Source organism: Planococcus sp. 11815 (assembly GCF_051096385.1).
Classification (GTDB): domain Bacteria; phylum Bacillota; class Bacilli; order Bacillales_A; family Planococcaceae; genus Planococcus; species Planococcus citreus.
Window position 1 is genome coordinate 475,098 of the sequence record NZ_CP096991.1, and the last position, 23,103, is coordinate 498,200.

23 protein-coding genes and 1 other annotated feature are annotated in these 23,103 nt (G+C 50.3%); of the genes, 21 read left to right on the top strand and 2 right to left on the bottom strand.

Going from position 1 to position 23,103, the window contains the following annotated elements:
* The first annotated feature begins 44 nt into the window (after positions 1-44).
* The 16 genes from M1Q06_RS02515 (at position 45) to M1Q06_RS02590 (ending at position 15,556) form a co-directional block, all read left to right on the top strand.
* Entirely contained in the window at positions 45-887 is an 843-nt protein-coding gene (locus tag M1Q06_RS02515) for a GNAT family N-acetyltransferase (protein WP_434401393.1), read from the top strand.
* A gap of 53 nt (positions 888-940) precedes the next feature.
* Positions 941-1,909 (top strand): ABC transporter ATP-binding protein, encoded by a 969-nt coding sequence (locus M1Q06_RS02520; protein WP_121300913.1) that lies wholly within the window; start codon positions 941-943, stop codon positions 1,907-1,909.
* Complete coding sequence (locus M1Q06_RS02525) at positions 1,906-2,544, top strand: ABC transporter permease (protein WP_434401395.1); 639 nt, start codon at positions 1,906-1,908, stop codon at positions 2,542-2,544. The genes M1Q06_RS02520 and M1Q06_RS02525 overlap by 4 nt, the downstream gene beginning before the upstream one ends.
* Positions 2,545-2,626: 82 nt before the next feature.
* Positions 2,627-3,520, top strand: a complete 894-nt coding sequence (locus M1Q06_RS02530) for a glycine betaine ABC transporter substrate-binding protein (RefSeq protein WP_434401397.1) — start codon at positions 2,627-2,629, stop codon at positions 3,518-3,520.
* Positions 3,521-3,695: 175 nt separating this feature from the next.
* The gene (locus tag M1Q06_RS02535; RefSeq protein WP_434401399.1) at positions 3,696-4,847 is read left to right on the top strand and encodes a thiolase family protein; all 1,152 of its coding nucleotides are present in this window, start codon (positions 3,696-3,698) and stop codon (positions 4,845-4,847) included.
* Positions 4,848-4,880: 33 nt separating this feature from the next.
* The gene (locus M1Q06_RS02540; protein WP_121300916.1) at positions 4,881-5,651 is read left to right on the top strand and encodes an SDR family NAD(P)-dependent oxidoreductase; all 771 of its coding nucleotides are present in this window, start codon (positions 4,881-4,883) and stop codon (positions 5,649-5,651) included.
* Positions 5,652-5,673: 22 nt separating this feature from the next.
* Positions 5,674-6,822 (top strand): acyl-CoA dehydrogenase family protein, encoded by a 1,149-nt coding sequence (locus M1Q06_RS02545; protein WP_434401401.1) that lies wholly within the window; start codon positions 5,674-5,676, stop codon positions 6,820-6,822.
* Complete coding sequence (locus M1Q06_RS02550; protein WP_434401403.1) at positions 6,823-7,806, top strand: CaiB/BaiF CoA transferase family protein; 984 nt, start codon at positions 6,823-6,825, stop codon at positions 7,804-7,806.
* Between the two features lie 144 nt (positions 7,807-7,950).
* Positions 7,951-8,180 (top strand) — a binding site (T-box leader).
* A gap of 62 nt (positions 8,181-8,242) precedes the next feature.
* Positions 8,243-9,235, top strand: a complete 993-nt coding sequence (trpD, locus tag M1Q06_RS02555) for an anthranilate phosphoribosyltransferase (RefSeq protein WP_121300919.1) — start codon at positions 8,243-8,245, stop codon at positions 9,233-9,235.
* On the top strand, positions 9,232-10,005 hold the full coding sequence (gene trpC / locus M1Q06_RS02560; RefSeq protein ID WP_434401405.1) for an indole-3-glycerol phosphate synthase TrpC: 774 nt from the start codon (positions 9,232-9,234) through the stop codon (positions 10,003-10,005). The genes trpD and trpC overlap by 4 nt, the downstream gene beginning before the upstream one ends.
* The gene (gene trpB, locus M1Q06_RS02565) at positions 10,002-11,810 is read left to right on the top strand and encodes a tryptophan synthase subunit beta (RefSeq protein WP_434401407.1); all 1,809 of its coding nucleotides are present in this window, start codon (positions 10,002-10,004) and stop codon (positions 11,808-11,810) included. The genes trpC and trpB overlap by 4 nt, the downstream gene beginning before the upstream one ends.
* Positions 11,807-12,577 carry a tryptophan synthase subunit alpha gene (trpA, locus tag M1Q06_RS02570; protein ID WP_121300922.1) on the top strand — a complete coding sequence of 257 codons (771 nt, stop codon included), beginning with the start codon at positions 11,807-11,809 and terminating at the stop codon, positions 12,575-12,577. Before trpB ends, trpA begins: the two co-directional genes overlap by 4 nt.
* 20 nt (positions 12,578-12,597) lie before the next feature.
* Positions 12,598-13,191 carry a DNA-3-methyladenine glycosylase gene (locus M1Q06_RS02575; protein ID WP_121300923.1) on the top strand — a complete coding sequence of 198 codons (594 nt, stop codon included), beginning with the start codon at positions 12,598-12,600 and terminating at the stop codon, positions 13,189-13,191.
* Positions 13,192-13,261: 70 nt separating this feature from the next.
* Positions 13,262-13,780: a type 1 glutamine amidotransferase domain-containing protein gene (locus tag M1Q06_RS02580; protein WP_121300924.1), complete on the top strand. Its 519-nt coding sequence runs from the start codon at positions 13,262-13,264 to the stop codon at positions 13,778-13,780.
* A gap of 135 nt (positions 13,781-13,915) precedes the next feature.
* Positions 13,916-14,245, top strand: a complete 330-nt coding sequence (locus M1Q06_RS02585; protein ID WP_121300925.1) for an ArsR/SmtB family transcription factor — start codon at positions 13,916-13,918, stop codon at positions 14,243-14,245.
* Between the two features lie 15 nt (positions 14,246-14,260).
* A complete protein-coding gene (locus tag M1Q06_RS02590) occupies positions 14,261-15,556 on the top strand; it encodes an arsenic transporter (RefSeq protein ID WP_121300926.1) in 1,296 nt (431 codons plus the stop codon).
* 61 nt (positions 15,557-15,617) lie between these two features.
* Here M1Q06_RS02590 and M1Q06_RS02595 read toward each other — a convergent pair whose 3' ends face one another.
* On the bottom strand, positions 15,618-16,418 hold the full coding sequence (locus M1Q06_RS02595; RefSeq protein ID WP_434401411.1) for a GNAT family N-acetyltransferase: 801 nt from the start codon (positions 16,416-16,418) through the stop codon (positions 15,618-15,620).
* Between the two features lie 227 nt (positions 16,419-16,645).
* Here M1Q06_RS02595 and M1Q06_RS02600 point away from each other — a divergent pair, with 227 nt between their 5' ends.
* The 4 genes from M1Q06_RS02600 (at position 16,646) to M1Q06_RS02615 (ending at position 20,974) form a co-directional block, all read left to right on the top strand.
* Entirely contained in the window at positions 16,646-17,572 is a 927-nt protein-coding gene (locus tag M1Q06_RS02600; protein WP_434401413.1) for a manganese-dependent inorganic pyrophosphatase, read from the top strand.
* Between the two features lie 103 nt (positions 17,573-17,675).
* Complete coding sequence (locus tag M1Q06_RS02605) at positions 17,676-18,386, top strand: DsbA family oxidoreductase (RefSeq protein WP_121300929.1); 711 nt, start codon at positions 17,676-17,678, stop codon at positions 18,384-18,386.
* 95 nt (positions 18,387-18,481) lie between these two features.
* Complete coding sequence (locus tag M1Q06_RS02610; protein WP_121300930.1) at positions 18,482-19,114, top strand: FMN-dependent NADH-azoreductase; 633 nt, start codon at positions 18,482-18,484, stop codon at positions 19,112-19,114.
* A gap of 306 nt (positions 19,115-19,420) precedes the next feature.
* Entirely contained in the window at positions 19,421-20,974 is a 1,554-nt protein-coding gene (locus tag M1Q06_RS02615) for an FAD-dependent oxidoreductase (RefSeq protein WP_434401415.1), read from the top strand.
* A 388-nt stretch (positions 20,975-21,362) separates the two neighbouring features.
* Here the strand turns inward: M1Q06_RS02615 and M1Q06_RS02620 are convergent, their stop codons facing one another.
* On the bottom strand, positions 21,363-21,887 hold the full coding sequence (locus M1Q06_RS02620) for a YceI family protein (RefSeq protein ID WP_121300932.1): 525 nt from the start codon (positions 21,885-21,887) through the stop codon (positions 21,363-21,365).
* A 202-nt stretch (positions 21,888-22,089) separates the two neighbouring features.
* Between M1Q06_RS02620 and murB the strand changes: the two genes are divergently transcribed.
* Positions 22,090-23,007, top strand: coding sequence for a UDP-N-acetylmuramate dehydrogenase (murB, locus tag M1Q06_RS02625; protein ID WP_121300933.1), 918 nt, complete (start codon positions 22,090-22,092; stop codon positions 23,005-23,007).
* Positions 23,008-23,103: the final 96 nt, after the last annotated feature.

The window sequence follows — 23,103 nt, forward strand, 5'->3', positions numbered from 1 at the left end:
ATAAGTAATGAAGAAATGAATTTAATGGAAACGAGTGTGGAGATATGGAATGGAAATGGTACCAGGAGATTGGCAAATATATGGAAAAAGCAAGGCCGCTACTTGAAAAAAGGGAAGACCTACACAGTTTATTTCTCGGCGTGCTTGGCCAAATTGAACAAGGGCGTTATGAAACCTTCTATTTAGGGCTCGCGGAAGACGGGCAAGGCGTTGCGGCGCTGGCTTTGATGACGCCTCCCCATCCGTTGCAATTGATCGTCTGTCGAGAAGACGTGAATGTGGAAGCGTTGGTAGCGAATGAATTCCGCAATGCGAAAATCGAAATTTTCGGCGTCATTGGGGATAAAGGAACCGCTGAAAGATTTGCGGATGCGTGGGGAGGGCTTTCAGAAATTGCGATGGACCAAGGGTTATACCGGATCGACGCCGTGCGGAAGAAACTTGCGAAAAGCCCGGGCAGCTGGCGTGTGGCGAACCGGCTTGATGCACCCTTGCTCGTCGATTGGTATCAATTATTCGGTGAAGATACCGGCATCGGCAATCCGTCGCAAGAGGAGGCGGAAGAAAAAATAGCTGACTTCATTTCACGTAAAGAAGTGTTTCTCTGGGAAGACGGGGGGCGTGCGGTGTCCTGTATGAAAAAAGCGCGGCCTTCCAAGCATGGCATCACCGTATCATTTGTTTTTACGCCCAAAGAGTTGCGAAAAAAAGGCTACGCGCGTACGCTCGTTGCGGAAGTTACGGAAGAGCTGCTCAATGAGTATGATTTTGCTATGCTTTATACAGACTTGGCGAATGGCACTTCCAACAAGGTTTACCAGGAAATCGGCTATGAACAAATCGCCAATCCGGTGCACTTGAAATTTGGGCAGCCACAACGGGAGTAAAGCCCTGTGTATAAGGGTATAGAAAAACGACCAATTGAAAGGGGGCGAAGCGAATGATCCGCTTTGACAAGGTCACAAAACGATTTCCGGACGGTACGGAAGCGTTGAAGGACGTTACGCTCGATTTGCCCGCGCGCCAGCTGACCGCCATCATCGGCCCCAGTGGATGCGGAAAAACGACCTTGATGAAAATGGTGAATAAGCTCGAAAATCCGACAGCGGGCGCCATATACATAGACGATGAGCCAATCACCGGCATGGACGAGGTGAAGTTAAGGCGGTCGATCGGTTACGTCATTCAGCGCATCGGCTTGTTTCCTCATATGACCATCGCTGACAATGTCTCGTTAGTTCCGAAATTACTGAACTGGCCAGCCGATAAAACCGACGAACGCTCGAAAGAACTGCTGCAATTAGTCGGATTGGACCCTGCTGTTTTCATGGATCGCTATCCATTGGAATTGAGCGGTGGCCAGCAGCAACGTGTCGGCGTCGTCCGTGCATTAGCGGGTGATCCGAATATCGTGCTGATGGATGAGCCGTTTTCGGCGCTCGACCCGATCAGCCGTGAACAATTGCAGGATGAGCTGCGCCATTTGCAGCAGGAAATTCATAAAACGATCATTTTCGTCACCCACGACATGGACGAGGCCTTGAAAATCGCCGATACGATTGTCGTGATGAAGGATGGGCAAGTCGAACAGATCGGGACGCCGCAACAATTGATCGATGAACCCGCCAATGAATTTGTGCGGAACTTTATCGGTACTGAACGCATTAACCAGAAACGTTCATTTGGAGACCGGCGTTTGAAGGAATTCGTGTTCCTCTTCGATAAGGACTGGGCAGGAGAAGCTGAAGAGGTGGAAGCCAAATTGTCGGTCAGCGATGCGCATCAGCTATTGGAACAAAGCGGCAAACCGCGCTTGGCTATAATCGATGAAGGAACATTAGTCGGCTTTGCCGGAGAGCGTGAATTGCTGAGGGCTGCCCTCTATGATGAGAAGGAGGCGACTGCATGAATGCATTTTTCGATACACTGGTAAGCCGTCAGGACATGATCCAAGATGCCTTTATCGAACATATTTATTTATCTTTCGTCGCTGTGGCGATCGGCATTGCAATCGCTTTGCCTACGGGTGTTATGATCGCCCGCTACCGGCGCTTTGCCGAACCGATTATCGGAGTTACCGCGGTGTTCCAAACGATACCAAGTCTAGCTTTATTTGGATTTCTTGTGCCGATTCTTGGCATCGGTTCACCGACCGCGTTAATTGCGCTGATTATTTATGCGCTATTGCCGATTTTGCGCAATACTTACGCCGGCATTATCGGGGTCGATGGATCCACGATTGAAGCAGGGCGCGGAATGGGCATGACAAGAACACAAATCCTGCGCCAGATTGAATTGCCGTTGGCGCTGCCGTTTATCATGGCCGGTATCCGTACCGCAACGGTATTGACAGTCGGCATCGCGACGCTCGCGACTTTTGTCGGAGCAGGCGGCCTTGGCGACATCATCTACCGGGGGCTGCAATCGTATAATAATTCGCTGGTGCTTGCCGGTGCATTGCCGGTTGCCTTATTGGCGATCGGATTTGATTTAATTTTGAAATGGATTGAAAAACGCGCCACGCCTAAAGGCTTGAAAACCTAATTTTAACGCCTGCGATTTGAAGTGGAGCAGCAAACTGAATGAGCAAACAGGCTCGAACCGGGCCGAAAAGGGGGAAACAACAATGAAAAAAACAGCATTTGGCGTATTGCTTGGCACATCTGCGATTCTTGCTGCCTGCAGCGGCGGCGCAGAGTCGGAACCAATCGTCATCGGGGGCAAGCCGTGGACAGAACAATACATCCTGCCGCATATTCTCGGGCAGTATATCGAAGCGAACTCGGACTATAGCGTGGAGTACGAAGAAGGGCTAGGGGAAGTGTCGATCTTGACGCCGGCACTCGAGCAAGGCGATATCGACCTGTACGTTGAATACACCGGAACCGGCCTGAAAGATGTATTGAAACGCGAGTCGACACCAGGACAGTCTTCGGAGGAAGTATTGGAAGAAGTGCGTGCAGGATATGAAGAAGAACTCGACGCTACATGGCTCGAACCACTCGGGTTTGAAAATGGCTATACCTTGGCGTACGCCAAAGATTACGAAGCGGAAACCTATTCAGACCTTGCGGAAATCTCCCAATCCGAAGACATGAGCTTCGGGGCGCCCCACCCGTTTTATGAGCGCCAAGGAGACGGCTATGATGATATGGTAGCCACTTATCCATTCGAGTTTTCAGCAACTGAAAGTTTCGACCCGGCCATTATGTATGAAGCGGTGCAGAATGGTGACGTCGATGTCATCCCGGCGTTCACCACCGACAGCCGCATTGACTTGTTCGACCTGAAGACGACGGAAGATGACCAGTCGTTCTTCCCGAAATACGATGCTGTACCGGTCGTCCGGATGGAAACGCTCGAAGAATATCCAGAACTTGAGGACTTGTTAAATGAGCTGGCCGGACAAATCACGGAAGAAGAGATGCTCGCGATGAACTCGCGTGTAGACGTGGATCAGGAGATTCCGAGCGAAGTAGCGCGTGACTTCCTCGTTGAAAAAGGCTTGATCGAAGAATGATGAAAACCTCTGCAGCATATAGCTGCAGAGTTTTTTTGTTTGCGCGGAATTTCTCTTCGCGGTTTTTCGTGTAGTAATCCCTGGAGGATTCTTGTACAATAAATGAAGGTGAGTGAATAGTCATTCAATTCAGTTTAATTATATGGAAGCGATTTCAAAATGGGAGTGATCAGGAATGAAAGAAGTAGTCATCGTTGAAGGTGTCCGGTCGCCAGTCGGCCGGCGCAAAGGCCAATTCCGGGAGATGCGACCGGACGAACTGGCAGCTGTCGTGATAGAAGAATTGGTGAACCGCGCCGGCGTTGATAAAGGCATGGTGGAAGACGTCATTCTCGGCTGCGTTTCTCAATCGGGTGAGCAAGGCGGCAATATCGCCAGAACGGCGGCATTGATTGCCGGATTCCCGGACTTTGTGCCGGGCGTTACCATCGACCGCCAATGCGGATCGAGTCAGCAAGCTGTTCATTTCGGTGCGCAGGCGATTCTTTCCGGCGATATGGACATTGTTATTGCGGGCGGTGTGGAAAGCATGACGCGCGTCCCGATGTTCTCCAATATGCAAGGGGCGAAGCCGAGTAAAAAACTGACCGATCAATACGAAATCATCAATCAAGGGCTTTCAGCAGAACGCATTGCTGAAAAATGGGGGTTCAGCCGCGAGCAACTGGATGCTTATGCAGTGAAGAGCCACGAACGTGCGCAGCACGCGATCGATGCAGGGCTTTACGACAAGGAAATCGTCTCAATTGATGTATTGGATGAACAAGGTGATTTCCAGAAAGTGACGATAGACGAAGGGCCAAGGCCTGGAACGACCGAAGACGTGCTCGCAGGCTTAAAGCCGGCATTCGATGAACAAGGCGTCATCACAGCAGGCAACGCCAGTCAAATGAGTGACGGGGCATCCGCTGTTTTATTGATGTCAAAAGAAAAAGCGCAGGAACTTGGCTTAAAACCGAAAGCGCGTATACTTGCCCGCACGGTTGTTGGATCGGATCCGACTTTGATGCTGACGGGGCCCATCGCCGCGACGAAAAAAGTGCTGGAGAAAGCCGGTCTGTCAATCGAAGATATGGACCGCTATGAAGTGAATGAAGCATTTGCACCTGTTCCGCTCGCGTGGCTATCGGATATCGGGGGAGATCCGGACAAGCTCAATGTCAACGGTGGCGCCATTGCACTGGGTCATCCTTTAGGCGCGACCGGCACGAAATTATTAGTATCGCTTGTGCATGAACTGGAACGCTCTAATAGCCGCTACGGCTTGCTGGCGATTTGCGAAGGCATGGGAATGGCCAATGCAACGATCATTGAACGAATCAATTAACTAGATAAAGACACAGCCAAAGGGAAGAATGGAATGGATTTTTCTAAAGTGAAAGCCATCGTCACGGGCGGTGCATCGGGCCTTGGCGAAGCGACAGTACGCCATATCGCAGAAAACGGCGGACGCGCCGTGATCTTTGATTTGAACGAAGAGCGTGCGCAACAGGTGATGGCTGATTTTGGTGAAGGGCAAGTCAGTTATTTCGGGACGGATGTAACAAACGCACTGCAAGTAGAAGAAAATGTAAGAATGGCGGTCGGTCAGCTTGGCCATGTCAATCTCCTGGTCAATTGCGCAGGCATCGGCACACCCGGAAAAGTCGTGTCGAAAGGGCAGCCGCTTGCGCTCGAGCGTTTCGAACAAGTCATCCAAGTCAATTTGATTGGCAGTTTCAATGTATTGCGCGCCGTTGCAGCGGCTATGCAAAATAATGAGCCGAATGAAAATGGCGAACGCGGAGTCATCATTTCGACTGCATCCGTCGCGGCATTTGAAGGACAGATCGGGCAAGCGGCCTATAGCGCATCAAAAGGCGGCATCGTCTCGATGACCTTGCCGATTGCGCGTGAATTCGCGCGTGACGGCATCCGCGTCATGGCAATTGCGCCGGGTCTCATGAAAACACCGATGTTCGACGGCTTGCCGGAATCCGCCATCGCTTCGCTTTCTGCGACAGTGCCATTTCCGGCGCGTCTCGGACACCCTGCTGAATATGCGAAACTGGTCGCAAGCATTGTGGAAAATCCATTATTGAATGGCGAAGTGATCCGCTTGGACGGCGCGATCCGCATGCAGCCGAAATAAAGTGAAAAGGGGAATGGGAAAAATGGCAAGATACCGTTTTGAAGAAGAAGAGCATACGATGTTCCGCAAATCCTTGCGCAAGTTTTTGGAAAAAGAAGCGGTGCCGCATTATGAACAATGGGAAAAAGACCGCCTGATCCCGAAGTCGTTCTGGAGACAGCTCGGCGATATGGGCTTTTTATGCCCTCAAGTCGAAGAGCAGTACGGCGGGCTGGGCCTTGATTTCCGCTACGGCGTCATTATCGGTGAAGAAATGGAGCGAGTGGGGGCGAGCTTGACGGGAGTCGGGCTCCATAATGATATTACAGTGCCTTATATTGAAGCATATGGAACAGAACAGCAGAAACAGGGTTGGCTGCCGGGCTGCATCAGCGGTGAGTATATTACCGCAATTGCGATGACAGAACCAGGCGCTGGGTCGGACCTCGCCAATATTTCGGCCACGGCTGTTAAAGACGGCGATCATTATATCGTCAACGGCCAGAAAACCTTTATTACCAACGGCATCAATTCGACGCATGTATTGGTGGTCGTCAAGACCGACTTGAAAGCGGAACCGAAGCATAAAGGCATTTCGCTCTTGATGGTCGAAGAAGGGACGCCAGGGTTTACGAAAGGGCGCAAGCTCGATAAAGTCGGGCTTCATGCGCAGGATACGTCCGAGCTGTATTTCGAGGATTGCAAAGTCCCGGCTGCCAACCTGGTCGGCGAAGAAAACAAAGGCTTTACATACTTGATGCAAAAATTGCAGCAGGAGCGGCTCGTCGTGGCATTGGCCGCTCAAATCGCATCGGAAGATATGCTGGAGATGACGATGGATTATGTGAAATCCCGCAAAGCATTCGGCAAGCCGATCAGCGCATTCCAGAACACTCAATTCAAACTGGTGGAAATGGCGACCGAAATCGAACTTGGCAAAGCGTTTCTCGAATCCTTAATTGAAGAGCATATGGCCGGAAAAGACGTCGTCTCGAAAGTGTCGATGGCAAAATACTGGCTGACGGATACGGCGAAGAAAATATCGGGTGAATGCATGCAATTGCATGGCGGCTACGGCTATATGGAAGAATACAAGATCGCCCGGCGCTACCGCGACATTCCAGTTGCTGCGATTTATGCAGGTTCGAACGAAATCATGAAAACCATCATCGCCAAAAGGATGGGGCTCTAAATGGAAAAGGCGCTGACAGGCGTCCGTATCCTGGATGTGACGTATTACGTTCCTGGACCGTTTGCCAGCATGCGGCTCGCCGAACTCGGTGCAGACGTCATCAAAATCGAGCCTTCCACAGGTGATCCGTCGCGCAGGATGGGCGGCGGCCTTGTGCATAGCGCGCATAATGCCGGTAAACAAATCGTCCATCTGGACTTAAAATCCGAAAGCGGCAAACGAGAGATGCTCGAGCTCGTGCGTTCTGCTGACGCTCTCATCGAAACTTTCCGTCCGGGAGTCATGAAAAAGTTGGGGCTGGATTATGAAAGCGTCCAAGAGCATAAAGGCGATATCGTCTATTGTTCGCTATCGGGGTATGGGCAAGCAGGCGAGCTTGCGCATCTTGGCAGCCATGACCTGAATTACCTTGCGCTTTCGGGTGCCTTGGACCAACTTCGCGATAAAGTCGGCCGGCCGGTGCATCCGACCAATACGCTCGCCGATTATACCGGGGGCTTGCTTGCATCTGAACAGATTCTCGCCGCGTTGATCCGGAAGTTCCGGACGGGCGAGGGAGCTTATCTGGATATTGCGCTTGCAGAAGTGATGGCGGAGTTTCTGCCGAATCACGATGCGTACACGAAAGCGGGCTTGTCGGATCACGGCGTTCCGGAAATCGGCGGCGGCCGCATCAGCTACGCGATTTATGAAACAAAAGACGGGCGCTTTGTGACGCTCGGTGCTTTGGAAGAAAAGTTCTGGCGCAATTTCTGTGAACTGGCGGGACGTCCCGACTGGCTGTCTTGGGGAGAGTGCGCCCCGGGCACGTCGGAGCACGGGCAAGTCGAGGCGTTTTTCAAATCGAAGAACTGGGAAGAGTGGTATGGGTTGTCGCTCGTTCATGACTGCTGCCTGGCACCGGTCTTGACGGCGGATGAGCGCCATCGCCATCCTTTTTTCCTTGGCCGGGCGCCTGGCGTGAAAACCAGCAAAGTGCGCTGAACCGAAACGATTGACTGGTGCGTGTAGAGAAGTTGGAGTTTGTCACTTGACAGAATATACAAAACCTTTTAGTATGAAGGACAACTTGTTGGTAGCGGCAAGTCTATTCGAGAGAAGAGTTAGCAGAGACGAGAACAGAAGAGTTGTAAATCGAGGAATGAGACGAGTAGGCAGTGGCGTCTATTTAGAGAGTCAGCGGGTGGTGGAAGCTGATTAGAAGCGCTGTGCGAATGGACTTATGAGAGCCAGCCGGAAAGCGGAAGCGAGTATGGCGGACGTATCCCTGCGTTAAAGGGAAAGGCTTAAGAAGCCTGTTTGAGTGAGTGCAAAATGCATTAATGCGTGGTGGTACCGCGGTTAAAACCGTCCCCGCAACCGGAATAGACCCCGGTTGCGGGGATTTTTGCATTTAAAAACGAGACGAGGAGAGATTGAGATGAGCAGAGCAGAGAATATGAATGAACATACAATGAAACAGCGAGCATTGGAATTATTGGAAGGGCGCATAGATCGCCAGCAGATGAAAAAATTTTTGAAGGAATTGCACGAAAAAGGCGAGACGGCTGATGAATTGGTCGGCATGGTCCTGGCGATGCGAGAGAAAGCAGTGAAGCTTCCTGAAATGGCAGGCGAGCTGGTGGATGTTTGCGGCACAGGCGGCGACAAATCCTTTAGCTTCAATATCAGCACATTGACGGCTTTCGTGTTGGCGGGCTGCGGCATGAGCGTCGCAAAGCATGGCAACCGAAGCGTCTCCAGCAAAACGGGCAGTTCTGATTTATTGGAGGAGATCGGAATTTCCACTCAATTGGCTGTAGAGGAACTGCCGGCACTCGTCGAACAGACAGGCATCGCCTTTTTGTTCGCGCCGGCGATCCATCCGGCACTTGGTGGCTTGCGCGAAGTGCGCAAGGAAATCGGCACGCCGACCATCTTCAACTTGGTCGGCCCGCTGGCGAATCCTTTGCCGATCGCCATCCAAATGAGCGGCGTCTACCGCCCGGACATGATGGAACCGATGGCAGATGCCTTGATGCGTCTTGGCAGAAAGCGCGGGGCGATTGTCCATGGGGCAGGCGGGCTGGATGAATTATCTCTTGCCGGAACCAACCAATTGATCGTCTTTGACGAACAAGGCAAACGCAGCATGACGGTCCACCCACATGAAGTCGGGCTGGAAACGGCGCCGATCGAGGCGATTCGTGGAGGCGATTCGAAGCGCAATGCTGAAATCTTCAAAGAAGTTATCGAAGGGAATCCTAGTGCTTATTTGGATACGGTAGCATTGAACGCGGGAACGGTGCTTTATGTGAGCGGCCGTGCAGCAAGCATTTCAGAAGGCGTGCATCAGGCGAGAAAATCAATCATTTCAGGCGAAACGGCGCGTGTGTATGAATTGCACCGCCTAGCATCGGGGGTGCTCGTATGACCATATTGGACAAAATCATGGAAACCAAGCGGCAGGAAATCACTGCTTATGAAAACAGTTATCCCAAAACAGAGCGCTATCCGGACAAACCGAAACTTATCGACAGCTTGAGGAAAAGCCGCGGAGTCATTTCGGAAATCAAGCGCGCATCTCCGTCAAAAGGCGCCATCCGCATGGAAGTGGATGTCGTGGAACAGGCCCGCCAATATGAGGGGGCCGGTGCAGCCGCCATTTCCGTATTGACGGATGAGCAATATTTTAAAGGATCCATTGAAGATTTGAAGAAAGTGGCGCGCGCGGTTTCGGTTCCGGTGTTGTGCAAAGATTTTATGGTCAGCGAAATCCAGATCGAACGGGCGCAAGCGGCTGGAGCAACGATCATTCTATTGATCGTCGCAGCGCTTAAAGATACGGAGCTCGAGCGATTATTCCACTATGCGGATTCACTCGGCTTGGAAATCCTCGTGGAAGTGCATGATGCAGGAGAGCTGGAAAAAGCCGTCGCGCTCGGTGCGCAATTGATCGGCGTCAATAACCGCAATTTAAAGACTTTTGAAGTGTCGTTGGAGCGGACGGCGGAATTGGCTGAGAAATTTGCGTTCGACAACGGCTCGGTGCTGATCAGTGAGAGTGGCATGAACGATACGGCGGATGCGCACAAAGCTTACGAACTCGGCGCACAAGGGGTATTGGTCGGGGAAGCGTTGATGCGTTCAGAAAATCCGGCAGCCTGGATTCGCCAGGCCACAGGACAGGAGGCAGCGCAATGACACGTGTTAAAATCTGTGGATTGATGGAAGAGCAACATGTTAAAGCCGCATCACAAGCGGATGCAATCGGATTTGTCTTTGCCCCAAGCAAGCGGCGCGTATCGATCGAACGGGCGCAAGAGTTATCGCGTCTCGCGAATAATGATATGCAGCGGATCGGCGTATTCGTCAACGCCTCATACGAAGAAATCGAAAATGCCGTTAAGGCGGTGCCGTTAACGATGGTGCAATTGCATGGCGATGAACCGGATGAATTAATACAGCGCATCGAAGTGCCGGTCATTCAAGCGTTCTCGATCCGTACACCGGACGATGTAGAAAAGCTGAACAACTCGATTGCAGATTATATATTGGTCGATGCACCAGGCACCGACTACCGAGGAGGCAGCGGGCATGTGTTTGATTGGAGCCTGCTGGAAAATGTAGATTTGGACCATAGCCGTCTTATTTTAGCGGGCGGATTGAATAGAGACAACGTGCAAGCGGCCATCAGCCAAACTGCTCCGTTCATGGTCGATGTGTCGAGTGGCGTAGAAACGGATGGCCGAAAAGATGAAGTGAAAATCCAGCAATTCATACTACAGGCAAAGGGTGATTCGATGGAGAGAACACAAGAAAAGACAATAGACCCGGTAGGATTTTTCGGTCGCTACGGCGGCCAGTTTGTTCCGGAAACTTTGATGAAAGCAGTCAAAGAGCTGGAAGCGGCTTATGAAGACGCCAAGAATGACGCGGAGTTCCAAAAGGAATATCATCATTACTTAAAGGAATATGTCGGGCGCGAACAGCCGCTGACTTTTGCGGCACGCATGACCGAAGCGTGGGGCGGGCCGAAAATTTATTTGAAGCGCGAAGATTTGAACCATACCGGCGCCCATAAGGTGAACAATGCCATTGGCCAAGCACTGCTTGCACAGCGTATGGGCAAGCGTAAAATCGTCGCTGAAACAGGAGCCGGCCAGCATGGAGTGGCGACAGCTACGATCTGTGCCTTGTTCGATTTGGATTGCGTCGTATTCATGGGGGAAGAAGACATCAAACGGCAGCAGCTCAATGTGTTCCGCATGAAATTATTGGGTGCGCGCGTCGAAAGTGTCACGAAAGGCAGCGGGACGCTTAAGGATGCGGTGAATGAAGCGCTGCGCTATTGGGTCACCAATGTTGAAGACACTCATTATTTGATCGGATCGGCACTTGGGCCGCATCCATTCCCAACGATGGTGCGCGATTTCCAAAGCGTCATCGGCAAGGAAACGAAGCGCCAGATCCTTGAGAAAGAAGGGCGTTTGCCGGATGCAATCGTCGCATGTGTCGGAGGCGGTTCCAACGCCATCGGCATGTTCCACCCGTTCGTAGGTGATGAAAAAGTGCGTTTGATCGGTGCTGAAGCAGCAGGAGAAGGTGTCGATACTGAACGCCATGCGGCCACTTTGACAAAAGGATCGGAAGGCGTGCTCCACGGGGCGATGATGAAAATTTTGCAAGACGATGCAGGGCAAGTGCAGGAAGCGCATTCGATTTCCGCAGGCCTCGATTACCCAGGCATCGGCCCGGAACATGCGCATCTAGCGGATAATGGGCGGGTGACGTATGAAGCGATCACAGACGACGAAGCGCTTGCATCGGTCATTGAAATGTCGCGCTTAGAAGGCATCATTCCGGCTTTGGAATCTGCCCATGCAATAGCGGAAGCGAAAAAACAAGCGCAGTCGATGACGGCGGATGAGTTGCTCGTCATTTGCGTGTCTGGCAGAGGCGATAAGGATATGGCGACATACGCCGAAAAATTGGAGGGGCTGTCATGAAACGATTAGCAGAACTGAAACAAGCAGGACATAAAGCCTTCGTCGCTTACATCATGGCAGGTGATGGTGGAATTGAAAAACTCGGTGAGCAGATCCAGTATCTGCAAGAACGCGGGGTGACGGCGATTGAAGTCGGCATTCCGTTTTCGGATCCGGTTGCTGATGGCCCGACGATTGAAGCGGCGGGGAACCGTGCGCTTGCTGAAGGCATCACACTGGAAAAAGTGCTCGATGAGATGCAGCGCTTTGACTTCGAAGTGAAAGTGCCGCTTGTCATCATGACGTATTTGAATCCGGTCATTCGCTTCGGAGCGGAACGTTTTACCCAGGAAGCGAAAAAGGCGGGGGCATCGGGCATCATCATTCCGGACTTGCCGTTTGAGCATCGCCAATTGATCGAACCGTTCGCGAAACAGCAGGAACTTGTGCTCATCCAGCTCGTCACCTTGACGACCATTGACAGCCGCCTGGAAGAAATCCTCAAGCAGGCGGAAGGATTTGTCTACGCAGTGACGGTGACCGGCATTACGGGAAGCCGTGATGAGTTGGCTGAAGAAGTCGGCGCCTTTACGCGCAAAGTGCGGGAATTGAGTCCTGTGCCGGTTTATGCAGGATTCGGCATCTCGAAAGAAAGCCACGTCGATATGCTGCGTGACGATGTCGATGGCTTTATTGTCGGCAGCGCAATTGTTCAAGCATTCCACGAAGACCGTATTGAAGATCTCGAACCCTTGATTGATGCAGTGACGGCCCCTCATTCGGTATAATAGCGTCAGGAGGGATCGTTATGTTCGAACCGCTGGATACGAATTTTTTTGAAGCGCCGACACTCGATTTGTCGCGCGATTTATTAGGGAAGATACTGGTCCATGAACTGCCGGATGGAATTGTCGCCGGCAGGATCGTCGAGACCGAAGCATATATGGGGGCGGAAGACCGGGCTGCGCATAGCTTCGGCAACCGCCGCACCAAACGTACAGAAGTGATGTTCGGTAGGCCTGGTCTTGTGTATACATACCAGATGCATACGCACACGCTGGTGAATGTTGTCAGCGGGCCGGAAGAAACGCCGCGCGCCATCCTCATCCGTGCCATCGAGCCGGTCGAAGGCGTCGAGTTCATGGCGGAACGCAGAGGGCAGCATATGCCGATGAAGCAGTGGACAAGCGGCCCAGGCAAACTGACGAAGGCGATGGGCATCACGATGGATTATAATGGCCACCATTTTACGGACCGCCCGCTTTATATTGCAGGGGGCGATGCAGTGCATGCGGTATCTACGGGACCGCGTGTCGGCATCGGGAATTCGCAGGAAGCGGTCCATTATCCGTACCGTTTCTGGGAATCGGAAAATCCATTTGTCTCGAAGTTCCGTCCGTAATTCGGATGTTTAAGCTTTCCAATTCGTGGAATACTGAGAGGGAGCACATAAACAGAAGGAGTGAAGGAAAGTGGCAAAAATTGCGACGTTAATTACAGATATGTTCGAAGATGTGGAGTATACAGAACCAGCAAAAGCGTTTAACGAAGCTGGCCATGAACTGATCAATATCGAAAAGGAAGCTGGCAAGAAAGTGACCGGTAAACAAGGCGAAGCCGTTGTCACAATCGATAAAGGCATTGACGACGTCAACCCGGACGAATTCGATGCATTGCTATTGCCTGGCGGATTTTCGCCGGACCAATTGCGCGGGGATGATCGTTTCGTGACCTTTACGAAAGCATTCATGGATGCCAAAAAACCGGTCTTTGCGATCTGTCACGGGCCACAGCTATTGATTACGGCGAAAGCATTGGAAGGCCGCAAAGCGACAGGATTCAAATCGATCCAAGTCGATATGGAATATGCTGGCGCAACTGTAGTGGACGAAGAAGTGGCTGTCTGCCAAGATCAATTGGTCACAAGCCGCCAGCCGGACGATATTCCGGCATTCAACCGCGAGTCACTGAAATTGCTCGAAAACAAATAAGGAACTATCCAAACCGCTCCCTTTACCGGGGAGCGGTTTTTTCGTGTCAGAAATTGTTCGGAAATCGAAATGCCCTCTTGCATACATAAGTGATTGCTTATATAATAAACCCATTGCCAAAAAGAGGTGACTGAAATGGACTATAAACAAATGGAACAGAGCTTGAAAGCGGCAAGCGACGAAACCCGCATGCTGATTTTGAAATACTTATCGAAAGAGGCATTGTGCATCTGTGAATTCACGGAGCTGCTCGATATGTCGCAACCGGCCATCAGCCAGCATATGCGTAAACTCAAGCAGGCGGGATGGATCTGTGAAGAAAAGCGCGGGCGCTGGACGATCTGGTCGCTCAATGAAAAACATGAGCTTTTCGAGGTGCTGTCATCGCTTCTGGCGATGCTGCCGGAACCCGAACGCACAGTGGAATCGCTCATTGCGGAAGGCAAGAAAGTGAATTGCAATTAAGGAGTTGGAATTGAAATGGATGTTTGGTTAGCGATTATTATTTTTCTGGTGACATTGCTGTTTGTCATCTGGCAGCCGCGCGGCCTGTCGATCGGCTGGTCGGCGATTGCTGGGGCAGTTGTCGCCTTGATATTCGGCGTCGTTGATTTCGGCGACGTGTGGGACGTTACAGGGATTGTATGGAATGCGACATTGACTTTCGTCGCCTTGATCATCATTTCCTTGATTTTGGATGAGATCGGATTTTTCGAATGGGCTGCATTACATATGGCGCGCTTTGCCAAAGGCAGCGGCTTGCGCATGTTTTTCCTCGTTACGCTTCTTGGTGCGGTCGTAGCGGCGCTTTTCGCCAATGATGGCGCGGCGCTAATTCTGACACCGATAGTTTTGGCGATGGTAAGGGCCTTGAAATTCCGCGATACGATGATTTTGCCATTTATCATGGCATCCGGCTTTATCGCCGATACGGCGTCATTGCCGTTTGTCATCAGTAACTTGGTCAATATCGTCTCGGCTGATTTCTTCGGCATCGGCTTTACGGAATACGCACTGCATATGGTGGTTCCGAACTTATTCAGCATACTGGCGAGCATGCTTGTGCTGTACTTATTTTTTAAAAAAGACATTCCGGGCCGTTTTGATCCTGGCGTGTTGAAAAAACCGGATACTGCAATCAAAGATATCCGCATTTTCCGCCTGTCTTGGGTCGTTCTCGCGATCTTACTGATCGGCTACTTCATGAGCGAATCGCTTGAGATCCCGGTTTCATTGATCGCCGGTTCAATCGCGATCATCTTCTTGGCGATTGCGCGCAACAGCAAGCACGTCGAAACGATGACGGTGCTAAAAGGCGCACCATGGGCGATCGTTTTCTTCTCAATCGGCATGTACGTCGTTGTCTACGGGTTACGCAATGTCGGCTTGACTTCGGTTCTCGCCCAGGCGATTGAATGGACAGCAGGGCACGGCCTGTATGCGGCGACGATCGGCATGGGCTTTATCGCAGCGATCCTATCGTCCGGCATGAACAATATGCCGACCGTCATGATTAATGCGCTTGCCATTGCCGAAACGAACACGAACGGCGTCATGCGCGATGCCTTGATTTATGCCAATGTCATCGGGTCCGACCTCGGTCCGAAAATCACGCCGATCGGTTCGCTTGCGACACTTTTATGGCTTCATGTATTGAAGACGAAAGGCGTCGAAATTAGCTGGGGCTATTATTTCAAAGTCGGAATCATCCTCACCGTCCCGACTTTGTTCATCACCTTGACCGGGCTGTATCTATGGTTAACGGTTTTGAATTGATCGACACAACGAAAAATGCCCGCCATTCACTTTTGAATGGCGGGCATTTTTAAATTTTGGCTTAGTCCAAAAACTTGGCCAAGTAGATTTCGTCCTGTTCCTTGCCGTCGATGATGAGCGAACGGCGGCGTGTGCCTTCCGCTTCGAACCCGGTTTTTTCATATAGTTTGCGGGCGCGTTCGTTGGCTCCAAGGACCGTCAATTCCAAGCGGCTGATGCCTTTTTGTTTGGCCCACTCTTCAGCTTTTTCGAGGAGTGATTTGGCGATGCCCTTGCCTTGGGCTTCTTTTAGGAGGCCGAGGACCAGTGAGGCGCGGTGTGATGCCCGCTTCGCTTCATTGCCGATGACCATTAAATAGCCGACGTGTTGGCCGTTCAAGATGGCGATGATGATGGTGGAATGGCCGCTTTGCTTCCATTCGATGATTTGCTTGCGGACGCGCTGCGTGGAGAGGGAACGCTCATCCTTGCCGTAAAGCATGAAGTCGGATTCGGCCTCCACGGCTTTTTGGAGCAATGCCAACGACCGGGCATCCCCGTGTTCAGCGGTGCGGATCAACAAAATATCTTTGTCTTCGGCATCCGTGTCAGCTACTGTGTTCTTGGCATCCGCCTTTTCGAAGACGACATAGCGGTCGGGTTCGACTTCCGTCACGCGGTAGCCAGCGTCCATCCAAGCGTGAAAATGTTTTGCAGGGGGCTTCGACTTTTTCCACCAACTTTTGTTTAAGTAAGCGGCATTCGGCAAATTCTGGCCCATGATCTGCTCGATTTCCGAAAAGGTCAAACGGATGCTGGAATTTGTTGCAGCCTGAAAATAATGAGATAAGGGAATGTATTTCTTTTCCAATAATATAGTCACTGGCACCTCTTCCTTCCAAAAACATAGGATTAGTTAGTCATATAATACCATTCAGGTATGCTAAAGTACACACTAAACTTTAAAAATACTGATAATTCTAAAATCATTTCCGTATTTAGTTGGTGTAATACTGGATAACACTAGGTTTTCGGTAGCAGATTTTTTCTGGAGAGGAGATTTGTGATAGAATAATCTCAGAAACTACACAAGCCAGGAGGCCATTATTCATGTCAAAAGTTTTTGTATTAGGTCACAAAAATCCGGACACTGACTCAATCTGTTCGGCAATTGCATATACCCATCTGAAGAAAGAGCTTGGGATGGATGCTGAAGCCATTCGTCTCGGTGAAGCAAACAACGAGACGCTCTTTGCACTCGAACATTTCAAAGCACAAAATCCCCGTCTGGTGAAGCGTGCTTCAGATGAAGTGAAGCAAGTCATCCTGGTCGACCATAACGAGCGTCAGCAAAGCATCGACGATATCGATGAAGTCCAAGTAATCGAAGTCATTGACCACCACCGGATCGCTAATTTCGAAACAACCGATCCGCTTTATTTCCGTGCTGAGCCTGTCGGATGTACAGCGACGATTCTTTTGAAGCTCTATAAAGAGCATGCTGTCGAAGTGCCGGCTGACATCGCCGGGTTGATGCTATCGGCGATCATTTCGGATTCCTTGCTGTTCAAATCCCCGACCTGCACCGACCAGGACATTCAAGCGGCGAGGGAACTGGTGGAGATCGCCGGTGTCGATTCGCAAGAGTACGGCCTTGCCTTGCTGAAAGCCGGCGCCGATTTAAGCAATAAAACGCTGGAAGATTTGATCTCACTCGACTCCAAGGAATTTGAAGCAGGCGACCACCGCTTTGAAGTGGCGCAAGTCAACGCTATCGATGTAGCGGAAGTACTGGAGCGCCAGGCGGAATTGGAAGTGCTGATCAGCAATACAGTCGCGGCCAAAGGCTTGGATCTTTTTGTCTTCGCCGTCACGGATATCCTGAACAATAACTCGGAAGCAATCGTCCTTGGACGCCGCTCAGACATCATCGAATCTGCCTTCGAGTCAAGCGTCGTCAACAACCGTGTGATATTGCCGGGCGTCGTCTCAAGAAAGAAACAAATCGTTCCGGTCATTACCGAAGCTTTAAGCTGATTCCCTATGGGGAGTCAGTTTTTTTGTGCTGGGAATTATCTTCAAGCAAAAAAATTGTGGCGTATCTATGTCATTGCTATAGTAAGGGGCGAGGTGAGTAGTTATGAAAATTGAAGTTTGGTCAGATTACGTTTGCCCATTCTGTTATATAGGAAAGCGCACATTGGAACAAGCACTCGTACGCTCAGGCTACGATAGCCAAGCGGAGATTACCTTTAAAGCATACGAATTGGACCCGCAAGCTCCAGTGGATTCCAATAGATTTGCTTATGAACACTTGGCTGAAAAGATGGGGCAAAGCCTCGAACGGGCAAAGGAAATGACAGCGGGCGTGGCACAACAAGCAAAAGCGTTCGATCTGCATTACGACGTGGAGAACATGCCTCACGCCAATACATTTTCTGCACACCGACTCGTCAAATGGGCCGCCACACAAGGCGAAGAACATCAATTGACCGAACTGTTGATGCACCATTACTTCGAAAAAGCGCATAATATCAGCAATTCCGAGACCTTACTGTCGATTGCTGAAAAAGCAGGCCTTAACCGCGAACAGGCAGCGGAAGTTCTCGATTCGGATCAATTTCAGGGCGAAGTCGAACAAGACATCCAAGAAGCCGGACAGATCGGTGTACAAGGTGTTCCGTTTTTCGTCGTTAACCGAAAGTATGCGATTTCCGGCGCACAGCCGCTGGAAGCGTTCATTGAGGCATTGGAACAAATCGGTGAAGAGGAAGGCCTGCGCCCGGCATTAAAGCCTATCGGAAAAGCGAAAACAAGCTTTTGCACAGGAGATTCCTGCGACGGCGAATGAGCTGAGCAAGCGATTTGACTTTGTATCTCGAATTACTTATAATTAAAAAGTCTCGAATTAAAGAATAATATTAATAGTATAAAGGAGTTTTACAAGTGGAAAATATTTTAGTCGTAAAAGCCAATAACCGTCCGGCTTCTGAGGGCGTTTCAAGTAAAATGCACGAAGTATTCATGGAGAACTTGAAGACTGATGCAGAGGTCAACACGTTTGACGTATTCGCAGAAGACATGCCGTATTTCGGCCAGGATTTCTTCGACGCTATGCAAAAATCAGCTCAAGCGGAAGAATTGACTGACTTGGAGCAGCGCATCTTGACAGCAGCCAACAAGGCGATGGACGCATTCATGGATGCTGATGTAGTCGTGTTCGCATTCCCGTTGTGGAATAAAACAATTCCTGCGGCTTTGCAAACATTCATCGACTATGTCTACCGTGCAGGCATGACCTTCAAGTACACAGAAGAAGGCCCAGTCGGCCTAGTTCCAGAGAAAAAAGTCATCATCTTGAACGCACGCGGCGGCGTCTACTCGACACCAGAAATGGCGCCTAGCGAAATGAGCGTCAACTACATCCGTGCCATCATGAACTTCTTCGGCATCACGGATATCGAAGAAGTCATTATCGAAGGCCACAATATGTACCCTGACCGCGCTGAGCAAATCATCGCAGACGGCATGGAACGCGTGAAAGAAACAGCAGGATCACTTTCTAAAGTAAATGCATAATGTATGAAAAAGACAGGAACGCTTCGGCGTTTCCGTCTTTTTTTGTTTAAATTTGTTCACGCGAAGCTTTTCAATCAAATGGATCAATTCAGCTTTTCTTTTATCAATTTATTTGCTCGACTTTCGCTGTGCTCAAGCCTCGCAAACGAATGTCCGAGGCGTGCCTCGCAAGTTTGCTCCCACATCTGCGAGGCAGATGCGTCGCAAATAAATGAACTCAGCTGCCCTTCGTTCATTTATTGGTTAATGATTTCCACATAGGGGTAGACAGTCAATAAGCAAAACATTCAATAAAGGAGGGGCAGCATGTCTCAAAATGAACAACAAAGCCGTATTCCCGAATCGAACGAGTCTTTTTGGAGAGCGTACAAGGAATTGCCGGATTACCCGGCATTTACCGGCAACAAGTCTACGGAAGTTGCAGTAGTAGGGGCTGGAATCGCGGGCGTCATCACAGCATATTTGTTGGCAAAAGAAGGTAAGAAAGTGACATTGCTTGATGCCGGCAAATTGATCGATGGAGTCACAGGCTATACCACCGCGAAGATTTCGGCTCAGCACGGCCTGTATTACGCGCCGCTGATCAAGCTCGTTGGGGAAAAACAAGCGCAGCTTTATTACGAAGCCAATATGGAAGGCTTGAAGTTTATCGAAGGAACGGCAAAAGAACTGAATATCGATTGCGATTTCTCGCATCGCGATGCGTTCATCTATTCGACGAAAGATTCCACGGTGAAGTTATTGGAGAAAGAAGCGGAAGCGTACCAGCAGCTGGGTATTGACGGGGGGCTGGCGCGCGAAGAGTCAGAGCTGCCGTTCCCTGTGACAGAAGCGCTCGTCATGCGTAACCAGGCTCAATTCCATCCGGTGAAATTCTTGACCGGTCTCGTAAAAGAAATGGAGAAAATGGGTGTAGAAATCCACGAACAAAGCCGCGCCATGAAAATCCTGAGCAAAAAAGACCCGGTCATCCAGACGGAAAACCTATCGCATTTATCGTGCGATAAAGTAGTCGTTGCGACGCATTATCCGTTCAACGATTTCGACGGCATGTATTTCTCCAGGCTGTCAGTCAACCGCTCCTATGCCATTGCCGTCCGGACCAAAGGCAAGATTCCAGAAAGCATGTACATCAGCGCCGACAGCCCATCACGCTCCATCCGGTTTACGCCGGGAGAGGACGGGGAGAAACTCTTGCTGCTCGGCGGAGACGGCCATGCAACGGGCCAAAGCTCCGTCGACACGATGGAACATTACGAGAATCTGGCGAAGTTCGGTGAGGATTATTTTGCTGCAGAAGACATTCCGTATCGCTGGTCGTCGCAGGATATGACGACTTTGGATAAAATCCCGTACGTCGGCACGATCACGGCCGGCTATGAAAATATTCTCGTCGCCACCGGATTCCATAAATGGGGCATGGCGAACGGCGCCATTGCCGGCCGGATTCTGACCGACCAAATCGTCGGGCGTGAAAACCCATACGCTGCGTTATTCGATCCGACGCGGCCGAAAGTGAAAACAGCCGATGCGGCGAGCTTCTTGAAAGACAATGCCTCGGTGGCAAAAGAACTGGTCAGCGGCAAACTGAAAAAAGCCTCCAAGACCATCGACGACCTTGAAAAAGGACAGGGCGGTCTTGTCAAAGTGGACGGCAAAAAAGCGGGCGGTTACCGAGATGAATATGGCCAAGTGCATCTCGTCAAACCGACCTGTACGCATATGGGCTGTGATGTGGCGTGGAACGATGCAGAAACATCATGGGATTGCCCGTGTCACGGTTCCCGCTTCTCGCATACCGGGGAAGTATTGGAAGGACCTGCCGTGAAACCGCTGAAGAAATTAGAAGGCGGCATCTAAAACGTAGAAAAATAAGAAGCAGCGTAGGCTGCTTCTTATTTCAGAGTATCGAAGAAGTCTGTTAGACAGTTATTAAATTAAAAGCTGACCATCTTTTTGACATTCAAAAATCAATGACCTATTTAAGTATTTGGAGAAGTGTTTGCTCGACTCCTGTGGGACTAGCGGGTTTGAGAGACCCCGCAGGCAATGAATGAGCGAAGCTTCGCTAAGCACATTCATTTGCGATGCTCGAATGTAGTGAGAGTTGAGCAACGTTTTTAGTGACGAGGAGGCTCGATTCCCGCCCCACGGAAAGCGAGCAATAAGCTTCGGAAAATACGACTACTTAACTTTCTCTACAACATAAAAAAAGAAGCAGCGACGGCTGCTTCTTTTTTATGCTTACTTATGCTGGGTTCGCTTGGATTTCCAAGTTCAATTTGATGTCTTCGCCGACAAGCACGCCGCCTGTTTCAAGCGCCTGGTTCCATGTCAAACCGAAATCTTTGCGATTGATCTTGCCATTGACGTTGTAAGCGACGACTTCAACGCCCCAAGGGTTAGTGGCTTTGCCGCCATATTCCGCTTCGAATTTCGCTGGGCGCGTAACGCCTTTGATCGTCAAATCGCCTGCGAGTTCGTATTCGTCCTCGTCTTTTTTGCGGATGTCTGTTGCATTAAAAGTGATATACGGATGCTGTTCAGCATCGAAGAAGTCTGCTGAACGCAAGTGATTGTCGCGGTCTTCGTTATTGGTATCGATGCTTGTTACGTCGATTTTGAAATCGATCAAAGCGTTTTCCAAGTTGCTTTCATCTGCTTCTACCTGTGCTTCATATGAAGCGAAAGAGCCTTTCACTTTTGAGATCATCATGTGTTTCACGGAAAATCCGATTTCTGAATGCGCTTGGTCTACTGTCCATTTTTTCATGAGTAATTCCTCCAATTTCGTATGTGTTAGCCTTACTATAAACAATTAATATCTCGAAGTCAATAGGTTTTAATTAAAATAGTTTTAATTAGAGATAAAATTTATCTGGACTTTAGTCCTTAACAAGGCAATATCGCTTGTCAAAACATGATGAAAAATGGATACTATTAAGAGCGAAAAGTTTAGAAGGGATTTGCTTGGAATGATGAAAGAAACTTGGTTGGCGGATCTGCGCCGTTTTGTGGCAGAAGATCACGTCAAAATGGACGAGCCTCTGCATTTGCATACATTGACGAAAATGGGCGGGCCGGCCGATATATTTGTAGCACCGACAACTGAAGATGAAGTAGCTTATACAGTGAAATACGCATATGACAATGATATTCCGCTTTTGATGCTTGGGAACGGCTCTAATATGGTCGTCCGCGATGGCGGCGTCCGTGGAATCGTTCTGACGTTCAAGAAATTGGACGGCATCATGATCAACGGAACAACTGTAATTGCCCAAGGCGGCGCAGACATTAAGAAAGTATCCCGCGCAGCAGCAGACCGCCAGCTGACAGGTTTGGAATTCGCTTGCGGCATCCCCGGTTCGATCGGCGGAGCCATGGCAATGAATGCCGGCGCATACGGCGGCGAGATCCAAGACGTCATCGTCCAGGCGACAGTCTTGACGAAAGAAGGGGAAAAGCTGGTCTTGACGAAAGACGAACTCGAACTCGGCTACCGCAAAAGCATCATCACGAAAAAAGGCTTTTACGTCCTGTCTTCCGAGTTCGGCCTCGAAATCGGGGAGCAGCGGGTCATTGACGCCAAAATGTCTGATTTGACGTTCCAGCGGGAAAGCAAGCAGCCGCTTGAATTCCCTTCTGCAGGAAGTGTCTTCAAGCGGCCGCCGGGCAATTTCGCCGGCAAACTGATCCAGGAAAGCGGATTGCAGGGAAGAGGTTTCGGCGGTGCGGAAGTTTCGACAAAGCATGCCGGATTTATCGTCAATAAAAACAACGCGACGGCCAACGATTACATCCAAACCATTGAAATGGTGAAGAAAGCGGTGTTCGAGAAATTCGGCATCGATTTGGAGCTTGAAGTGAAAATCGTCGGCGAAGATATGGCTTGATTTCAACGGGCGGCACTCCTTATACGGAGTGCCGCTTTTTTAATTGGTGCCATTATTATGGTATAATGAATTCAAAGTAATTTACGGAGTAGGTGG

Bases quoted from the DNA above. Each gene is read 5' to 3' on its own strand.
- M1Q06_RS02550 (WP_434401403.1), top strand. From the start codon at position 6,823: ATGGAAAAGGCGCTGACAGGCGTCCGTATCCTGGATGTGACGTATTAC.
- M1Q06_RS02590 (WP_121300926.1), top strand. From the start codon at position 14,261: ATGGATGTTTGGTTAGCGATTATTATTTTTCTGGTGACATTGCTGTTT.
- M1Q06_RS02540 (WP_121300916.1), top strand. From the start codon at position 4,881: ATGGATTTTTCTAAAGTGAAAGCCATCGTCACGGGCGGTGCATCGGGC.
- M1Q06_RS02535 (WP_434401399.1), top strand. From the start codon at position 3,696: ATGAAAGAAGTAGTCATCGTTGAAGGTGTCCGGTCGCCAGTCGGCCGG.
- M1Q06_RS02615 (WP_434401415.1), top strand. From the start codon at position 19,421: ATGTCTCAAAATGAACAACAAAGCCGTATTCCCGAATCGAACGAGTCT.
- M1Q06_RS02525 (WP_434401395.1), top strand. From the start codon at position 1,906: ATGAATGCATTTTTCGATACACTGGTAAGCCGTCAGGACATGATCCAA.
- M1Q06_RS02605 (WP_121300929.1), top strand. From the start codon at position 17,676: ATGAAAATTGAAGTTTGGTCAGATTACGTTTGCCCATTCTGTTATATA.
- trpC (WP_434401405.1), top strand. From the start codon at position 9,232: ATGACCATATTGGACAAAATCATGGAAACCAAGCGGCAGGAAATCACT.
- M1Q06_RS02600 (WP_434401413.1), top strand. From the start codon at position 16,646: ATGTCAAAAGTTTTTGTATTAGGTCACAAAAATCCGGACACTGACTCA.
- M1Q06_RS02515 (WP_434401393.1), top strand. From the start codon at position 45: ATGGAATGGAAATGGTACCAGGAGATTGGCAAATATATGGAAAAAGCA.
- trpA (WP_121300922.1), top strand. From the start codon at position 11,807: ATGAAACGATTAGCAGAACTGAAACAAGCAGGACATAAAGCCTTCGTC.
- M1Q06_RS02520 (WP_121300913.1), top strand. From the start codon at position 941: ATGATCCGCTTTGACAAGGTCACAAAACGATTTCCGGACGGTACGGAA.
- M1Q06_RS02620 (WP_121300932.1), bottom strand. From the start codon at position 21,887: ATGAAAAAATGGACAGTAGACCAAGCGCATTCAGAAATCGGATTTTCC.
- M1Q06_RS02530 (WP_434401397.1), top strand. From the start codon at position 2,627: ATGAAAAAAACAGCATTTGGCGTATTGCTTGGCACATCTGCGATTCTT.
- M1Q06_RS02545 (WP_434401401.1), top strand. From the start codon at position 5,674: ATGGCAAGATACCGTTTTGAAGAAGAAGAGCATACGATGTTCCGCAAA.
- trpB (WP_434401407.1), top strand. From the start codon at position 10,002: ATGACACGTGTTAAAATCTGTGGATTGATGGAAGAGCAACATGTTAAA.
- murB (WP_121300933.1), top strand. From the start codon at position 22,090: ATGATGAAAGAAACTTGGTTGGCGGATCTGCGCCGTTTTGTGGCAGAA.
- trpD (WP_121300919.1), top strand. From the start codon at position 8,243: ATGAGCAGAGCAGAGAATATGAATGAACATACAATGAAACAGCGAGCA.
- M1Q06_RS02575 (WP_121300923.1), top strand. From the start codon at position 12,598: ATGTTCGAACCGCTGGATACGAATTTTTTTGAAGCGCCGACACTCGAT.
- M1Q06_RS02585 (WP_121300925.1), top strand. From the start codon at position 13,916: ATGGACTATAAACAAATGGAACAGAGCTTGAAAGCGGCAAGCGACGAA.